At 64.9% G+C, this 14,904-nt stretch carries 15 protein-coding genes; 7 read left to right on the top strand and 8 right to left on the bottom strand.

What is annotated here, in order from left to right; translation table 11 throughout:
- Window positions 1–163: 163 nt before the first annotated feature.
- Window positions 164–550, top strand: coding sequence for a fluoride efflux transporter CrcB (crcB, locus tag B0G57_RS27810; protein ID WP_018442156.1), 387 nt, complete (start codon window positions 164–166; stop codon window positions 548–550).
- Between the two features lie 64 nt (window positions 551–614).
- Window positions 615–947, top strand: coding sequence for a DUF190 domain-containing protein (locus B0G57_RS27805; RefSeq protein ID WP_018442157.1), 333 nt, complete (start codon window positions 615–617; stop codon window positions 945–947).
- Between the two features lie 19 nt (window positions 948–966).
- On the opposite strand, the gene B0G57_RS27800 is transcribed toward B0G57_RS27805, so the two are convergent.
- Window positions 967–1,530 carry a YggT family protein gene (locus B0G57_RS27800; RefSeq protein WP_018442158.1) on the bottom strand — a complete coding sequence of 188 codons (564 nt, stop codon included), beginning with the start codon at window positions 1,528–1,530 and terminating at the stop codon, window positions 967–969.
- A 792-nt stretch (window positions 1,531–2,322) separates the two neighbouring features.
- On the opposite strand from B0G57_RS27800, the gene B0G57_RS31475 reads away from it, so the two are divergent.
- Window positions 2,323–2,484: a hypothetical protein gene (locus B0G57_RS31475; RefSeq protein WP_018442160.1), complete on the top strand. Its 162-nt coding sequence runs from the start codon at window positions 2,323–2,325 to the stop codon at window positions 2,482–2,484.
- Between the two features lie 363 nt (window positions 2,485–2,847).
- Window positions 2,848–3,126 carry a hypothetical protein gene (locus B0G57_RS27795; RefSeq protein ID WP_018442161.1) on the top strand — a complete coding sequence of 93 codons (279 nt, stop codon included), beginning with the start codon at window positions 2,848–2,850 and terminating at the stop codon, window positions 3,124–3,126.
- Window positions 3,127–3,233: 107 nt separating this feature from the next.
- Here B0G57_RS27795 and B0G57_RS27790 read toward each other — a convergent pair whose 3' ends face one another.
- Entirely contained in the window at window positions 3,234–3,908 is a 675-nt protein-coding gene (locus B0G57_RS27790; protein ID WP_018442162.1) for a LysE family translocator, read from the bottom strand.
- Window positions 3,909–4,012: 104 nt separating this feature from the next.
- Window positions 4,013–5,587 (bottom strand): UbiD family decarboxylase, encoded by a 1,575-nt coding sequence (locus tag B0G57_RS27785; protein ID WP_026229946.1) that lies wholly within the window; start codon window positions 5,585–5,587, stop codon window positions 4,013–4,015.
- Between the two features lie 630 nt (window positions 5,588–6,217).
- Here B0G57_RS27785 and B0G57_RS27780 point away from each other — a divergent pair.
- The gene (locus tag B0G57_RS27780; protein WP_018442164.1) at window positions 6,218–7,345 is read left to right on the top strand and encodes a lytic transglycosylase domain-containing protein; all 1,128 of its coding nucleotides are present in this window, start codon (window positions 6,218–6,220) and stop codon (window positions 7,343–7,345) included.
- 115 nt (window positions 7,346–7,460) lie between these two features.
- Here B0G57_RS27780 and B0G57_RS27775 read toward each other — a convergent pair whose 3' ends face one another.
- The 5 genes from B0G57_RS27775 to mdtD all read right to left on the bottom strand — a co-directional run bounded on the left by B0G57_RS27775 (window position 7,461) and on the right by mdtD (window position 12,348).
- On the bottom strand, window positions 7,461–8,678 hold the full coding sequence (locus B0G57_RS27775; protein ID WP_051090080.1) for a pyridoxal phosphate-dependent aminotransferase: 1,218 nt from the start codon (window positions 8,676–8,678) through the stop codon (window positions 7,461–7,463).
- A gap of 46 nt (window positions 8,679–8,724) precedes the next feature.
- Window positions 8,725–9,165 (bottom strand): transcription antitermination factor NusB, encoded by a 441-nt coding sequence (gene nusB, locus B0G57_RS27770; protein WP_018442166.1) that lies wholly within the window; start codon window positions 9,163–9,165, stop codon window positions 8,725–8,727.
- Window positions 9,162–9,674 (bottom strand): 6,7-dimethyl-8-ribityllumazine synthase, encoded by a 513-nt coding sequence (ribH, locus tag B0G57_RS27765; protein WP_018442167.1) that lies wholly within the window; start codon window positions 9,672–9,674, stop codon window positions 9,162–9,164. The genes nusB and ribH overlap by 4 nt, the downstream gene beginning before the upstream one ends.
- 69 nt (window positions 9,675–9,743) lie before the next feature.
- Window positions 9,744–10,874 (bottom strand): bifunctional 3,4-dihydroxy-2-butanone-4-phosphate synthase/GTP cyclohydrolase II, encoded by a 1,131-nt coding sequence (ribBA, locus tag B0G57_RS27760; protein WP_018442168.1) that lies wholly within the window; start codon window positions 10,872–10,874, stop codon window positions 9,744–9,746.
- Between the two features lie 79 nt (window positions 10,875–10,953).
- A complete protein-coding gene (mdtD, locus tag B0G57_RS27755) occupies window positions 10,954–12,348 on the bottom strand; it encodes a multidrug transporter subunit MdtD (RefSeq protein WP_018442169.1) in 1,395 nt (464 codons plus the stop codon).
- A gap of 109 nt (window positions 12,349–12,457) precedes the next feature.
- Here mdtD and B0G57_RS27750 point away from each other — a divergent pair, with 109 nt between their 5' ends.
- Both B0G57_RS27750 and glgC read left to right on the top strand, forming a co-directional pair.
- Window positions 12,458–13,318 (top strand): LysR substrate-binding domain-containing protein, encoded by an 861-nt coding sequence (locus tag B0G57_RS27750; protein ID WP_018442170.1) that lies wholly within the window; start codon window positions 12,458–12,460, stop codon window positions 13,316–13,318.
- 260 nt (window positions 13,319–13,578) lie between these two features.
- A complete protein-coding gene (gene glgC, locus B0G57_RS27745) occupies window positions 13,579–14,847 on the top strand; it encodes a glucose-1-phosphate adenylyltransferase (protein WP_018442171.1) in 1,269 nt (422 codons plus the stop codon).
- Window positions 14,848–14,904: the final 57 nt, after the last annotated feature.

Below are 14,904 nucleotides of genomic sequence, written 5' to 3'. Positions count from 1 at the left end.
GCGGCAATCGCGCGGCGATGTCTTCTGAATGACATTTGCCTTCAACCGCCCGCGTGGCTGATGATGCCTACCCAACCCCGAGCCGGGGACGGTAGGCGTTCGCGCGCATCGCGCCGCTGGCCTTGGTTCGGTCTACCAACAACAGTCGAACCAGGAACCCACGTTGATCTACTCGATACTCTCCATTTTCATCGGCGCCGGCTTAGGCGCATTGCTGCGCTGGGTCTTGAGTCTCAGCCTGAACGCCGTATTCCCGACGGTGCCGCTCGGAACGCTTGCATCGAACATGATCGGCGGATATCTGATCGGCGTGGCGATTGTTTTTTTCACGGCCAAAGCCGGCATCCCGCCCGAATGGCGGCTCTTCGTCATCACGGGATTCATGGGCGGGCTGACGACGTTCTCGACGTTTTCGGCCGAGGTTGTCACACTGTTGTCTCAAGGTCAGATCGGATGGGCTGTCGCCGCATCGGCGATGCACATGCTCGGATCGTTCACGTTGACGGCGCTCGGTATGTGGACGGCGCGCATATGGCTAGTCGCGGCCTGACGATCGGCTGAAATTGCGCTGCCCTCGCTGATGCGGGGACGGCCGCCGCTGGCGGGAGACCATCATGGACGACCATGTGCTTTTGCGCTTCTACGTTCACGAGAACCATCGACTGCACTGGAAGCCGCTGTGGGAGTGGTTGCTCGACGAAGCGAATCAGATGGGCGTCACAGGCGGATCGGCTTTTCGGGCGATGGCGGGTTTCGGCAAGCACCGGGTCCTGCACGAAGACCGTTTTTTCGAGCTACAAGGCTCGCTCGCGGTCGAAGTGGAGTTCGTCGTGACGGAGGCCGAGGCGCAGCGGCTGATCGAGCGCGTCGCGCAGGAGAAAGCGCGCGCGATCTACGCGATCATACCGGCGCGCTTCGGCGTCATCGGTGGCGGCGAATCGGTCTAAAACCCGAACGGCCGCGACCTTAAATGCTGAAGAACGTCAGCGAGACGGCCACGCGCGTCACGATCATCAGCAACACCTGAACGATGACGAACAGCAGGATCGGCGAAAGGTCGATGCCGCCGAAATGCGGAAGGACGCGGCGCAGCGGATCGAGAAACGGCGCCGTCAGCTGATAGAGGATCGGCATGGCGGGCGAGTGCGGATTGAGCCACGACAGCAGCGCCATCAGGATCGTCAGCCAGATCAGCAGGTTCAGTGCCCATTTGACGAGCGTGAGCAGCGCGACCACCGCAACGATGGGCGCGAGCCCGAGCGGATCGACGCCCGAAATGAACACCATCAGCGCCACATAGACGACCGCGGCGATCAAGGCGGCGACGAGGCTGGCCCAATCGATCCCGCGCGTGGTCTTGAAGACGTGCCTGAGCGGCAGCACGAGCCAGTTCGTCGCCTGCATCACGGCGTGCGCCACGGGGTTATAAGGCGGCATCCGAACCGCGAGCATCCACGCGCGCAAGAGGAGCGCTGCGCCGAACAGGGTAAATACCGTATTGAGTAGAAAGCGGGCGATATCGCCGAACATCTTGGGTCCTTATTCTTGCGTTTTCGTCGAATTGTCGTGGCGGCAAGGCCAATTTGCGTCGGTGTGCGTCCGGTTCGCGTCCCATTCGCGCCGGGCGCTGGCCGTCACCATATCACGGGTTAATTCAGGCTTGCATCTCGGGCGGGCGATTGTGCCTACGGGCCGGCCTTGCGCGAAACCACACATCTGTTCGCGATCGTACCGATCCCCCCGCCGCGAACGTCTAAAAAGACGACATCGGTAAGACGAAGCCGCGGGTTCGGCGAGCGAACGCGGCAATCGTCCTCAACGACAAAAGCGGGAAAAAGTCATCTCGGGAAACTCCGGGTGGGCTGACCGGGCCAGCCGACGCGTTCCACGGACCGTGCGGCGGCGAGGCGCGGCGGCGACACTGCGAAGAAGCGCGTTGAAGAAATCGACGGCGAAGATTGGTAAAAAAGTGCACGAGAAGCGTGGCATTTGTGCCATGAATGAATCCGTTCGACGGAAAAAGTGACGTTTCGGCGCCGGGTCGACGCGAAGGCGAGTCGCCTTTGCCGACGCCGTGGTTGCAGCGCAACACGGGGGTTCATGCTGATACTCGCCGGTTGCAGTCAAGGGTCGTATGTAGGGGAGGCGCGCCATTCGACAGGAAACTGGCACGCTCCATGCAGTATAGGCGCCGGTCGGGTTGCCCGATGGCTTGTGCGATCGTCGGATCGCGCGGCACCCAGTAGGTGGATGAAGGTACGGATGAAGTCGCAATTTCGTTCCTCGGATAGTTCCTGTGTGCAATCACCTGTGGAGGTAGCGATGAACGTCTTTTCCTATCGCAAGCACCTGAGGTTTCTCAGCCGCTCTCAACGTCGGCTCTGGTGGGACCAGCGCAAACGCCTGACCCCGCGCGTCAAGATCGGGGAAGCCTATGTGCCGCCCAGCATCACGCGCGAATTCACCTACGTGAAGGTCGGATGACGTGCGCGAGAGACGGCTCTCGATCCGATCAGCCCGCGGCGCACGGCCGTACCGTGATATTGCGCAGCCCGCGCCCATCGGCAGGAGCGCGTCGCCAGCGCCCTGCCTGCGCCGATCATTTTGTAATGAAACATTACCGATCGTTTGGGCGATGACGCCGGGCGATCGGTAAAAGCCGATCGTTCGCCTCCCACTCGACTTCCTGCCGCGCAGACCGCACTGCGCGCATCCGCCCCCGATTGCATTTTGAAACACATGAAAACGGCGGCGACGCCCCTTTTTCTATACATTAGAGACGGTAAGGCGCCGTGCGGCGGCCGATCGTCGATCGCCGCCGTATGCGTGCGCTGCTAGGGGAAACAAATGAAAAAGCTCGTCTCGTTGCTGGCTGTCGCTGCGCTCGGCGCGGGGTTCGCCGCGACGGCGCAGGCGCATGTCTCGATCGGGGTCGGCATCGGCGTGCCGGTGGCGCCCGCGTATCCTGTGTATGCTCCGCCGCCGCCTGTCTATTACGCGCCTCCGCCACCCGTCTACTATGCGCCTCCGCCACCTGTGGTCTACGCGCCTCCGCCCGGCGTGTATGTCGGCGGCTATTGGGGACGTCCCTATTGGCGGCATCATCGCCATTGGCGTGAGTGGTAAGGCATCAAGCGGGACCTGATAAAGTACCGCGCACTGCGGCAAACGCCGCTCTCGACCGGCGCATCGCGGCCTCCAAAGCCGCGCTGCGCCGTTTTCATTCCGGTCCGTCAGGCGCCTTGCATCACCAGGCTGCGGTATCCGTCGACGATGACGCTATAGGATAGATAAGCGAACAGCACGGCCGAAGCGATATGGCAGGCGCGCAGCAGCCCGGCGCCGGCGCGCTTGCGGCCTTGGCTCGCGAGCGCGCAAAGAAAAAGCGTCCAGCAAAGTCCACCGAGAAAGAAGCCGCCGAGAAAGATCGACGCGGCGCGCGCATCAGTCGCGCCGGCTTTCGCGATGAGCGCGCCGCCCACGGCCGCGAACCAGACGATCGCCGAGGGCGACGATATGGCGAGCATCACGCCGCGCGCGAACTCACGCGAGGACCTTCCCGTCGATACTCCGGCGAGCGTTGGTTGATCGGGTGCCGCGACTGAAGGCGGGGCCTTCGAGAAAAGCGCTTCGCGCGCCATCTTCCACGTCAGATAGAGCAACATTGCGCCCCCGCCGACCCATACGAGCCAGCGTACCGCGTCGAAGCGCAGCAGTGCCGCCATGCCGGCAAGGGCGAGCACCGCGTACGCGAGATCGCCGAAACACGAGCCGAGCCCGAGCCAGAACCCGGGCTTGAAGCCGCGCGAGAGCGTCAGCGACAAGATCGCGACATTCACGAGCCCGATGTCGAGACAAAGGGAGAGTGAAAGAAAAAAACCGTTCGACAACATGGAGGCGGAATGCATGCGTGCGCTATCGGCTATCTGCTGCTATCTGTTCGATCGTAGGTTGTGAACGCGGTGACGCGACGAGATCGGCTCGACCCTGTTCGACTCTCGCCGCAGGTGCGTCAACGGCCGAAGCCCAACTGTTCCCAAAGCGAATCGATGCGCGCTTTCACGGCCGGGTCCATCTCGATCGGACGGCCCCATTCGCGATCGGTTTCGCCAGGCCACTTGTTCGTCGCGTCGAGCCCCATCTTCGACCCAAGGCCCGATACGGGCGACGCGAAATCGAGATAGTCGATCGGCGTGTTCTCGACGAGCACGGTATCGCGCGCAGGATCGATGCGCGTCGTGATGGCCCACACCACCTCTTTCCAATCGCGGACGTTCACGTCTTCGTCGACCACGACGATGAACTTCGTATACATGAACTGACGCAGAAAGCTCCAGACGCCGAACATCACGCGCTTTGCATGACCCGGATAGCTCTTCTTCATTTGCACGATCGCCATCCGGTAGCTGCATCCCTCGGGCGGCAGATAAAAGTCCGTGATCTCGGGAAATTGCTTTTGCAGAATCGGCACCAGCACTTCGTTGAGCGCGACGCCGAGCATCGCGGGCTCGTCAGGCGGCTTGCCGGTGTAGGTGGAGTGGTAGACGGCGTCGCGGCGCATGGTGATCCGTTCGACCGTGAAGACGGGGAACCAGTCCTGCTCGTTGTAGTAGCCCGTGTGATCGCCGTACGGTCCTTCCAGCGCATGCTCGTACCGAGCGGTCGCGCTTTGATGCGGCCGTGGAGGCGCGCCGGGCGGCGTGGCCGGCGGCTCGTCGGTTTGCGGATGGATGAACCCTTCAAGAACGATCTCCGCCCGCGCCGGCACCTGCAACGTATCGACGCCGGGCGTCAGGCATTTGGCGAGCTCCGTGCGTCCGCCTCGCAAGAGTCCCGCGAACTGGTATTCGGAGAGGGTATCCGGCACGGGCGTGACGGCACCGAGTATCGTCGCCGGATCGGCGCCGAGCACGACCGCCACGGGATAAGGCTTGCCCGGGTTTTTCAGAGCGAACTCGCGGAAATCGAGCGCTCCGCCGCGGTGCGCGAGCCAACGCATGATGAGCTTGTTGCGGCCGATCAACTGCTGGCGGTAGATCCCGAGGTTCTGCCGCGTCTTGTTCGGCCCACGCGTGACCGTGAGGCCCCACGTGACGAGCGGGGCGGCATCGCCGGGCCAGCAGGTTTGTATCGGCAGCTTGGCGAGATCGACGTCGTTCCCTTCGAGCACGACCTCCTGGCAGGGCGGGGCGCTGACCGTCTTCGGCGCCATGTCCCAGACTGCCTTCGCGAGCGTGAGAAGCTTGCCCGCGTCGCGCAGCCCGCGCGGCGGCTCCGGTTCCTTCAGCGCCGACAGCAGTCGGCCGACGTCGCGCAACGAGTGCAGCGCCGCGTCGTCGCTGGCGGCCGCCGTCTCGTCGATGCCCATGCCGAGCGCGATCCGGCGCGTCGTGCCGAACAGATTGCCGAGGACCGGAAACGCGTAGCCGGGCGGGGCATCGAAGAGCAGGGCGGGCCCGCCGGCGCGCAGCACGCGATCGCAGAGCTCAGTCATCTCGAGCACCGGCGAGACGGGCTGGCGGATGCGGCGCAGTTCGCCGGCTTCCTCGAGGCGACCGGTGAAGTCGCGCAAGTCTTTGTATTTCATGGTCTTACGATTTTTGCGCCGCATCGGCGGCGCGGTGAAGCGTCGGTTTCGGACGGTCGATGACCGGCGCTGAGTGGCCTGCGATTTTACTCGCGGCGGGGACTGATCGCATGTTCCTACCCTGATCGACCCACCCGGTAAAAGTCGCCGAAACGCGCGTGGAGCGTAGTTTTCGGCCGATTCTGGCCAGACTTTAATTACTTTTTGTCATAGATTTTCGTTTTTGTAGCATTGACGATCTATAAAACCCTGCTAGAATCCGTCCGCATTGGCTGCAGGGCCAAGCGGTTCGAGTTCACTTTCCCCCGGTCATAGACGCAACGCGCGTCACCGTACGCCGCCCCTGCACGGCGTTACACGGTCCGATTAGTTGGTTGCCATTGCCAGCGCCTCGTTGTGGCCGCTGGCGTTTTTTGCGTGAGAGCCACCCGCGTGCACGCCGCACGGCGCGCCGCCGGTCCTTTTGCTCCGACGTGGCTCTCCACACGGTCGGTGTCGTAACCAACGACACTTCGCCGTATCCCGGCGTCGCCCCGGTCCCAACCAAGGCCCGCGACGCCTTGGCTTGCAACACGAGCGCTCGATGCTCGGCTTCATCGCTCGGCAAGCCATGCTCAATGGGAGAACTGAATGAATGCTTGGTTATCGTGGCGTCCCGATGCGCGTTTAGCGCTTGCCGTTCGCGCTGCGCTGCACCGCGGGACGCGTGTCAGCCACCTTCTGCTCAGCATCGTCGGCGCTTGCGCCATCGCGATCGCGCTCATGCTCTGGCTGTTGCCGACCGTGCGCGGCACGCTCGCGGCCCAGCTCATGCCCGTGCTGAGCGCTGCCGTCGAGGCCGGCCCGGCGCGGCTCCTGAGCGGGCACCCGCTGCCGCCCTTCGCGCCCGCGAACGCGGTTGCCAGCGAAGATTCGGTCGCGGCGGCCGAGCCCGGTTTCGACAACACGCGCTATGACGGCGCGTTCGACGGTAGCGGCGCGAGCGGGCTGCCCGTGAGCGGACCCGGCGCGCTCGACGGTCGTTCGGCCGCGAGTCTCGATTTCCTCGCAAAGATGGTCTCGTCGCAGCGTGTCGCCCCCGACGCGCGCGACGACCGCGTGCTTGTCTCCGTCCGTGAGCAGGCCCTCGTCGCGTCGTACATCGCGCGGCGCTATCACGTCGCCCAAGAGCCGGTCAGCGATCTCGTGAAGGCGGCCTTCGAAACGGGGCGCCAAGTCGGTCTCGACCCGCTCCTGCTGCTTGCCGTGATGGCGATCGAATCGGGGTTCAATCCCTACGCTGAAAGTGGTGTCGGCGCGCGCGGTCTGATGCAGGTGATGTCGAAGGTTCACTCCGATAAGTTTCAGTATTTCGGCGGTCAATCCGCTGCACTTCAGCCGCTCGCGAACATCACGGTCGGGGCGCTCGTGCTGAAAGACTGCATCGCGCGCGGCGGCTCGCTCCCCGACGGACTTCGTCTCTATGTAGGATCGACATCGAGCGACGACGGCGGCTACGGCGCCAAGGTGATGGCCGAGCGCTCGCGCCTGCGCGACGTCGCGCGTGGCCGGCAGGTGCCCGTGAACGCGCCGCAGGCGCCGACGCATCCCGTCGTCGCGTCGACGTCGAAGCGCGTGCAAGTCGCGATGAATGGCGGCCATCCCGCTGCCGCTGCCGGGGCGGCGAAGGCGAACTCCCCGGCGGCGCCCACGTCGTCGCAATCCGACGATACGAGCGCGAGCGCGCCGCATGTCAATTCGGCCGAGCTTGCGTCGTAAGTAAGGGCTCCGCTTTCTGGCTGGCGCGCGCAAGCGCTCGGCTCCTCCGCTCTCGCGCGCCTCTCGGCGCGCGTTCGCTTTCCCACTCGAATGGCCGGCGGCACTTGCGCCGAACTCAGCGCCCGAAGAGCCGCCCGAGCCGCGCGACGGCTTCTTCCAGCAGCGGGTAGGCGGTGGCGTATGAAATGCGAATGTGGTTGCGTGGCGCGTAGCTGCCAAAATCGAGACCTGGCACGAGCGCAACGCCCGCATCGTGAAGGATGGCTTTCGTCAGCGCCGCGCTGTCGCCGGCTGCCGGATGCGGGGCGCCGCGGCAGTCCGCATAGACATAGAACGCCCCATCAGGCATGACGGGCACCGACAAGCCGATTTGCCGCAGTGCCGGCACGAGGTAGTCGCGGCGGCGCTTGAACTCGAGTCGACGCGCTTCATAGATCTCGATCGTCTCGGGCTCGAAGCAGGCGAGCGCGGCGTGCTGCGCGAGCGCGGAAGCGCAGATGAAAAGGTTCTGGGCGAGCTTCTCGAATGCCCCGATCATCGCGGGCGGGACGACGAGCCAGCCGAGCCGCCAGCCGGTCATGTTGAAGTATTTCGAGAAGCTGTTGACCGTGACGACGTCGTCGCCGAAAGAGAGCGCCGAAACGGGGCGCGCGTCATACCAGAGCCCCTGGTAGATTTCATCGACGATCGTAAAGCCGCCGCGTGCTCGCACGGCTTTGACGATGCGCTCGAGTTCGGCCGGCGCGATCGAAGTGCCGGTCGGATTCGACGGCGAGGCGAGCAGTACGCCGCGCGTGCGGGGCCCCCAGTGCCGCGAAATGTCGTCCGCGGTGAGCTGGAAGCGCGCATGCGGCCCGCTCGGCACGAGCACCGGCTTGCCCTCGGTAGCCGCGACGAAGTGCCGATTGCACGGGTAGGACGGATCGGGCATCAGCACCTCGTCGTCGCGATCGACGAGTGCCGCACAGGCGAGCAGCAATGCCGCCGACGCGCCCGCCGTCACGACGATCCGAGCCGGATCGATCGAGAGCCCATAGACGCTCGCATAGTGCGCCGCGATGGCTTCGCGCAGCGCCGTGATGCCGAGCGCGCCCGTGTATTGCGTGACTCCACGCCGCAACGCCTCGGTGGCGGCCGCAATGACGGGCTCGGGCGCCGTGAAATCGGGTTCGCCGATTCCCATGTGGATGATCCGGCGCCCCGTGCGTTCGAGCAGCGCGGCCTCCTTGGCCAGCTCCATCACGTAGAAGGGGGCGATCGCGTCGATTCGGGAAGCGAGTTTCGGAGACGCGAGCCGGGCTTCGTGTGGGAGAGCCGCGCCGACTCCTCCCATGAGGTCCTCCGGCGAGGCGGGCGATTCCACTGCGTTCATGATGAAATCAACTGCGCTGGCCGCGTCCCACCTGCGTTTCCGCGGGGCGCAGCTTCAGCGCCAGCTTGTCGAGCACGCCGTTCACGTACTTGTAGCCGTCCGCGCCGCCAAACGTCTTGGCGAGCTCGACGGCTTCGTTGATGACGACACGGTACGGAATGTCGAGATGGCTTTTGAACTCGTACGCGGCCACGAGCAGCACCGCGCGCTCGACGGGCGAGAGCTGATCGATCGGCCGGTCGAGGCACGGCGCGAGATCGGCGGACAGCGTCGCCGACTCGCGGATGACGCCGTGCAGGATCGCGTCGAGGTGCTCCGTGTCCGCCTTGTCGAAGCCTTGCGCGTCGCGCAGCTGCGCGTCGATTTCGCCTGCGGGCGCACCCGACAGCAGCCACTGATACAGCCCCTGCATGGCCAGTTCACGGGAGCGGCGGCGGGCGCTCTTCATGCCTCGTCCTCTTCTTCCTCGTCTTCATCTTCTTCGTCGTCGCCGCTCAGCTGTTCGAGCGCGACCGAAAGGTTCGCCATTTCCACGGCGACACGCGCGGCATCGCGGCCCTTCTCGGCCATGCGCGCGACGGCTTGCTCGTCGGTATCGGTCGTGAGCACACCGTTGGCGACGGGAATGCCGAAATCGAGCGCGATGCGCGAAATGCCGTTGCCGCTTTCGTTCGAAACCAGCTCGAAGTGGTAGGTCTCGCCGCGAACGACGGCGCCGAGCGCGATCAGCGCGTCGAACTGCCCGCTCTCGGCGAGCTTTTGCAGCGCGAGCGGAATTTCGAGCGCGCCGGGGACGGTGACGAGCAGGACATCCTCGCCGGCCACGCCGAGCCGTTCGAGCTCTTCGACGCAGGCGTCGGCGAGCCCGTTGCAAACCGGCTCGTTAAAGCGCGACTGGACGATGCCGACACGCAGGCCGTCGCCGTCGAGGTTCGGTTGATATTGTCCGATTTCCATGAAGAAGTCCGTTGAATAAGGGGAGAGGGCACGTGCCAGCGCGGCGGACGTGAGCGTATCGACGGCAGATTATGCGCTTTGCGCCGTGGCGGCGCCCGGCATGGACACGAAGCCGGTGACTTCGAGGCCATAGCCCGACATGCTGCCGAGCCGGCGCGGATTCGACAACACCTGCATCTTGCCGACGCCGAGCTCGCGCAAGATCTGCGCGCCGACGCCGTAGGTCTTGAAGTCGACCGGGCGGCGCTTGAGCTGCTCGGCTTTTTCCTTCTCGTCGAACGCCTTGAAGACGTCGATCAGATGCTCTTTCGTATCACCGCAGTTCAGCAAGACGACGACGCCGAGATCGCGCGCCGCGATTTCCTTCATGGCGGCATCGAGCGTCCACGAGTGCGTCGAAGTGCCCACTTCGAGCAGGTCGAGCACCGAAAGCGGCTCGTGCACGCGCACGGGCGTCTCGCGATCGGGCGAGGGCGTGCCGCGCACCAGCGCGAGATGCGGCGAGCCGCTCGGCTGGTCCAGGTAGAGCACCGCGCGAAACGCGCCATGCGCCGTTTCCATCGTGCGTTCGCAGACACGCGAGACGATCGACTCAGTCCGACTGCGGTAATGAATCAGATCGGCGATCGTGCCCACCTTGAGGCCATGCTGCTGCGCGAACTCGACGAGATCCGGCAGCCGGGCCATCGTCCCGTCGTCCTTGATGACCTCGCAGATGACGGCGGCCGGCGTGAGCCCGGCCAGCGCGGCGAGGTCGCAGCCGGCCTCCGTATGCCCGGCGCGCACGAGCACGCCGCCCGGCTGCGCCATGATCGGGAACACGTGACCGGGTTGCACGACGTCCTCCGGACGCGCGTCGCGCGCGACGGCCGCCGAGACGGTGCGGGCGCGGTCGGCAGCGGAGATGCCCGTCGTCACGCCTTCGGCGGCTTCGATGCTGACGGTGAACGCGGTGCCGTACTGCGTGCCGTTTCTGTACGTCATGAGCGGCAAGTTAAGCTGCTTGCAGCGTTCCTGCGTCAGCGTCAAACAAATGAGGCCGCGGCCGTAGCGCGCCATGAAGTTGATCGCTTCCGGGGTGACGAAGTCGGCGGCCAGGACGAGGTCGCCCTCGTTTTCGCGATCTTCTTCGTCGACGAGGATCACCATGCGGCCGGCCTTCAGTTCGGCGATGATCTCGGGCGTGGAGGCGAGGGACATATCGATGGGCTCGATCAGGGAAAGGGGGGTATTTTAACCCGCCCGAAGCGCGCCTCGCGCACGCTTCTCGCAACGCGTGCTAGCGGGCGTGCAAGGGCGCCCGTGGCGAAGCCGTTTCCTCGAGCCGGCGGAATACGAGCGCGGAAACCAATGTGATGAGTCCGACGCTCACGAAGCTGATGCGAAACGCGAGCACGGGCGATCCCCACTGCTCGGAGAACCATTCGACGAGGCCACCGCCGATCGACACACCGAGCCCCATCGCGAGCATCTGCACCATCGAGAAGAGGCTGTTGCCGCTGCTTGCGTCGCGGCTCGAGAGGCCCTTCAGCGTGACGCTGTTCATCGCCGCGAACTGCATCGAGTTCGAAGCGCCGAAGACGGCGAGAACGACGATGTCGACGACGATCGGCACGCCGTGCGAGACGAGCGCGAACGCGACGATCGATCCGCCGACGATCAACGTGTTGACGAAGAGGAACGCATCGTAGCCGTAGCGCTTGATGAGCGGGGCGATCCAGCGCTTCGCGACCGTTCCGGCCAATGCGGCCGGCAGCATCATGAGGCCCGAATGCAGCGGCGTGTAGCCGAGCTCCAGCTGCAGCAGCAGCGGCAGCAGAAATGGCACGGCGCTCGAGCCGACGCGGCAGACGAGGTTCCCTACGAGCCCGACGCTGAAATTGGGCTCGCGAAACAGCGCGAGCTCGAAGAGCGGATCGCGGCGCCGCTTCGCGTAAGGGATGTAAGCGAGCGCGGCTGCGACGGCGAGCGCGAACAGCAGCGGGGCCAGGACAGCGCGGTGTGCCTGCGAGGGCGGCTCCACCGCAAGCGAGAACGCGACCATCGCGACCGAGAGCAACGCGCAGCCGATCCAGTCGAATGGCCGAGCCCCCGCCGGCATCGCGTCGGACGGAAGAAAGCGATGCACGGCGACGAGGCCGACGGCGCCGATCGGCACATTGATGAGGAAGATCCAATGCCACGAGGCCGATTGCGCGAGCCAGCCGCCGAGCGTCGGGCCGAGGATCGGTCCCACCTGTCCCGCGATTGAGACGAAGGCGAGCGCCGCGACATAGGCTTCGCCCGGAATGCTGCGCAGTACCGCGAGCCGGCCGATCGGCAGCAGCATCGAGCCGCCGATGCCTTGCAGCACGCGCGCGATGACGAGCTCGGGAAGTGTGTGTGCGCTCGCGCAGCAGATCGAGCCGATCACGAAAACGAGGATCGCCGAAAAATAGACGCGGCGCGTCCCGAAGGTATCGGCAAGCCACCCGGAGGCCGGCGTGAGCATGGCCATTGTCAGCGTATAGGCGACGACGATCGGACGCGTGGCGAGCGGCGCTTCGTGCAGGCTTTGAGCGATCGATGGGAGGGCCGTGTTGACGATGGTCGTATCGAGCGACTGCATGAAAAAGCCGCCCGCGACGATCCAGAGCAACGCGGTTTCGGACAGGCCTTGGGTGTTTCGACTCATTTGGGCGTTGGGGCTCGGCGGGGACCACTAAATGATAGGGACAGCCTCGTCGATCGGGAACCACCCTCAAGATGTTGACTGTTATCGGCGTTGCCGATAACAATCGCCCATGCTCAATCCCCTCTGGCTCAAGACTTTCGTCACCGTCGCGCGCTGCCGCAGCTTCAGCGAGGCGGGGCGGCACCTGGTGCTCACGCAATCGAGCGTCAGCGAGCACATTCGGCGCCTCGAGCAGCATCTCGGGCGCAGGCTCTTCGTCCGGGATACGCATTCGGTCGCCCTGACGGCCGATGGCGAAGCGATGCTGGCCCACGCGGGCGTCATCCTGCAGTCAATCGCGAAGGCGGAGACGCAGTTTCGCAGCTCCAAGCTGAAAGGGCGCGTGCGGCTCGGCTCGTCCGACGACGTCGCGCTCGGGCCGTTGCCGACCGTGCTCGCCGCGTTTCGCGACGCCCATCCCGACGTCGAGCTCGAGATCACGATCGGGATGACGGGCCGGCTTTACGAGCTGCTCGACGCGGGTGCGATCGATTTGCTGATCGGCAAGCGTCGTCTGGGCGACCGCCGCGGGGTGCCGCTTTTCACGGGGCGGCTCGAATGGCTGGCTCGAACGGGAACGCTAGTCGATCCCGGCGAGCCGCTGCCATTGATTCTCGTTGCCGAGCCGAGTGTGACGCGTGCCGTCGTGCTCGACGCCCTCGCGCAAGCCGGCGTGCCATGGCAAATCGTCTGCACGAGCAGCAGCCATGCCGGCTGCGTCGCGGCGGCGCGTGCCGGACTCGGCGTGACCGTGCGCGCCGAATATCTGGCGGCCCGCGGTCTCGCGCCGCCCGTCAATCGCGCGAGCTTGCCCGCGCTGCCCGATGTCGAATTCATCGCGCTGGCCGCAAGGCGGCTCTCGCGGCCGGCTGCCACGCTCTTGCAGCTATTGCACGAAAGCGATTTGCGCGGCGCCTGGGTGGGCGAGTGAGTGCTCACCTGTAAAGACGAAGCGCAACCGAGCCCTCAATAACGCGGAATCGGCTAGACGATTTCCGTTTTAGACGGGTGGCCGGTGCCATCATTGACTGCCCGCGGGCGGCGACGAACGGAGCATCATCGTGCAGCGATTGTGCCGAACGGGCTGCCGTGGTTTGATGCGAGAGCGTCAGCACCCCAAAACCCGCCTATTGACCATACGAAAACAATCCGTTGGCAGCGGCAAGGGCGGCAACATGAAGGAGACAACTCATGGAGACGTCGGCAAGCCTCAACGACTTACAAAGGTCCACGCTCGCCATTGTGCTGGCCGGGGGGCGAGGCACACGCCTCGGCCCGCTGACCGACAAACGCGTCAAGCCGGCCGTTCATTTCGGCGGCAAGTACCGCATCGTCGACTTCGCCTTGTCGAACTGCCTCAACTCCGGCATACGCCGGATTGCGGTCGTCACCCAGTACAAGGCGCATTCGCTCTTGCGTCATCTGCAGCGCGGCTGGGGGTTTTTGCGCGGCGAGTTCGGCGAGTTCATCGATATGTGGCCCGCGCAGCAGCGCGTGGACGGGGCGCATTGGTATCGCGGAACGGCCGATGCCGTCTATCAGAACCTCGACATCATTCGCTCGATCAAGCCGAGGTTCGTGGTCGTGCTGGCCGGCGACCACGTCTACAAGATGGATTACGCACGCATGCTGCTCGATCATGTCCAGACCGGAGCTGAATGCTCCGTCGGCTGTATCGAGGTGCCGCGACGGGAAGCGACCGCCTTCGGCGTGATGGCCGTGGACGAGCGCCGCAACGTCACAGGCTTCGTCGAGAAGCCGGCCGACCCTCCCGCGGTGCCGGACAAACCGGACGTGGCGCTCGCCAGCATGGGCATCTACCTGTTCAACGCGGACTATCTGTACGCGCTGCTCGACGAGAACATCGCCAATATCCGCAGCGAGCACGACTTCGGCAAGGACATCATTCCGCTCGTCGTCTCGCGCAAGCGAGCGATTGCCCATCCGTTCCAGATGTCGTGCGTCTCGTCGGATCCGAAAGCGGCGCCGTACTGGCGCGACGTCGGCACGATCGACGCCTATTGGGCGGCCAACCTCGATTTGGCATCGACCGTGCCGACGCTCGATCTCTACGATCGCAATTGGCCGATCTGGACCAACCAGGAGCAGTTGCCGCCGGCCAAGTTCGTGCGCGATCTCAACGGTCAACAAGGTGTCGCAACCAACCTGCTAGTGTGTGGCGGTTGCGTCATTTCGGGTTCGCAGATCTCGCGCTCGGTCCTCTCGTCGTCGGTGCGCGTCGAGTCGTTCTGCAATCTGAGCGAGACCGTGCTGCTGCCGCAGGTCACGGTCCGACGCAGTTGCCGGCTGCAGCGCGTGGTCATCGACCGCGGCTGCACCATTCCGGAGGGAACCGTGATCGGCGAAGATCCAGCCGCGGATGCGGCGCGCTTTTACCGCACCGACGATGGCGTCGTGCTCGTCACCGCCGCCAGTCTTGCAAAGGGTTCGCAACGATGATCGACGACGCTCGCGCCGATAGTGCTTCACTGCTCCGTCCCGCAACGGTATCGCCTT

It is taken from the genome of Trinickia symbiotica, assembly GCF_002934455.1.
Taxonomy (GTDB): domain Bacteria; phylum Pseudomonadota; class Gammaproteobacteria; order Burkholderiales; family Burkholderiaceae; genus Trinickia; species Trinickia symbiotica.
This window is presented reverse-complemented; position numbering and strand designations above follow the sequence as displayed.

Coding starts and splice junctions, on each gene's coding strand:
- B0G57_RS27805 (WP_018442157.1), top strand. CDS start 615: ATGGACGACCATGTGCTTTTGCGCTTCTACGTTCACGAGAACCATCGA.
- B0G57_RS27800 (WP_018442158.1), bottom strand. CDS start 1,530: ATGTTCGGCGATATCGCCCGCTTTCTACTCAATACGGTATTTACCCTG.
- B0G57_RS31475 (WP_018442160.1), top strand. CDS start 2,323: ATGAACGTCTTTTCCTATCGCAAGCACCTGAGGTTTCTCAGCCGCTCT.
- B0G57_RS27795 (WP_018442161.1), top strand. CDS start 2,848: ATGAAAAAGCTCGTCTCGTTGCTGGCTGTCGCTGCGCTCGGCGCGGGG.
- B0G57_RS27790 (WP_018442162.1), bottom strand. CDS start 3,908: ATGCATTCCGCCTCCATGTTGTCGAACGGTTTTTTTCTTTCACTCTCC.
- B0G57_RS27785 (WP_026229946.1), bottom strand. CDS start 5,587: ATGAAATACAAAGACTTGCGCGACTTCACCGGTCGCCTCGAGGAAGCC.
- B0G57_RS27780 (WP_018442164.1), top strand. CDS start 6,218: ATGAATGCTTGGTTATCGTGGCGTCCCGATGCGCGTTTAGCGCTTGCC.
- B0G57_RS27775 (WP_051090080.1), bottom strand. CDS start 8,678: ATGGGAGGAGTCGGCGCGGCTCTCCCACACGAAGCCCGGCTCGCGTCT.
- nusB (WP_018442166.1), bottom strand. CDS start 9,165: ATGAAGAGCGCCCGCCGCCGCTCCCGTGAACTGGCCATGCAGGGGCTG.
- ribH (WP_018442167.1), bottom strand. CDS start 9,674: ATGGAAATCGGACAATATCAACCGAACCTCGACGGCGACGGCCTGCGT.
- ribBA (WP_018442168.1), bottom strand. CDS start 10,874: ATGTCCCTCGCCTCCACGCCCGAGATCATCGCCGAACTGAAGGCCGGC.
- mdtD (WP_018442169.1), bottom strand. CDS start 12,348: ATGAGTCGAAACACCCAAGGCCTGTCCGAAACCGCGTTGCTCTGGATC.
- B0G57_RS27750 (WP_018442170.1), top strand. CDS start 12,458: ATGCTCAATCCCCTCTGGCTCAAGACTTTCGTCACCGTCGCGCGCTGC.
- glgC (WP_018442171.1), top strand. CDS start 13,579: ATGGAGACGTCGGCAAGCCTCAACGACTTACAAAGGTCCACGCTCGCC.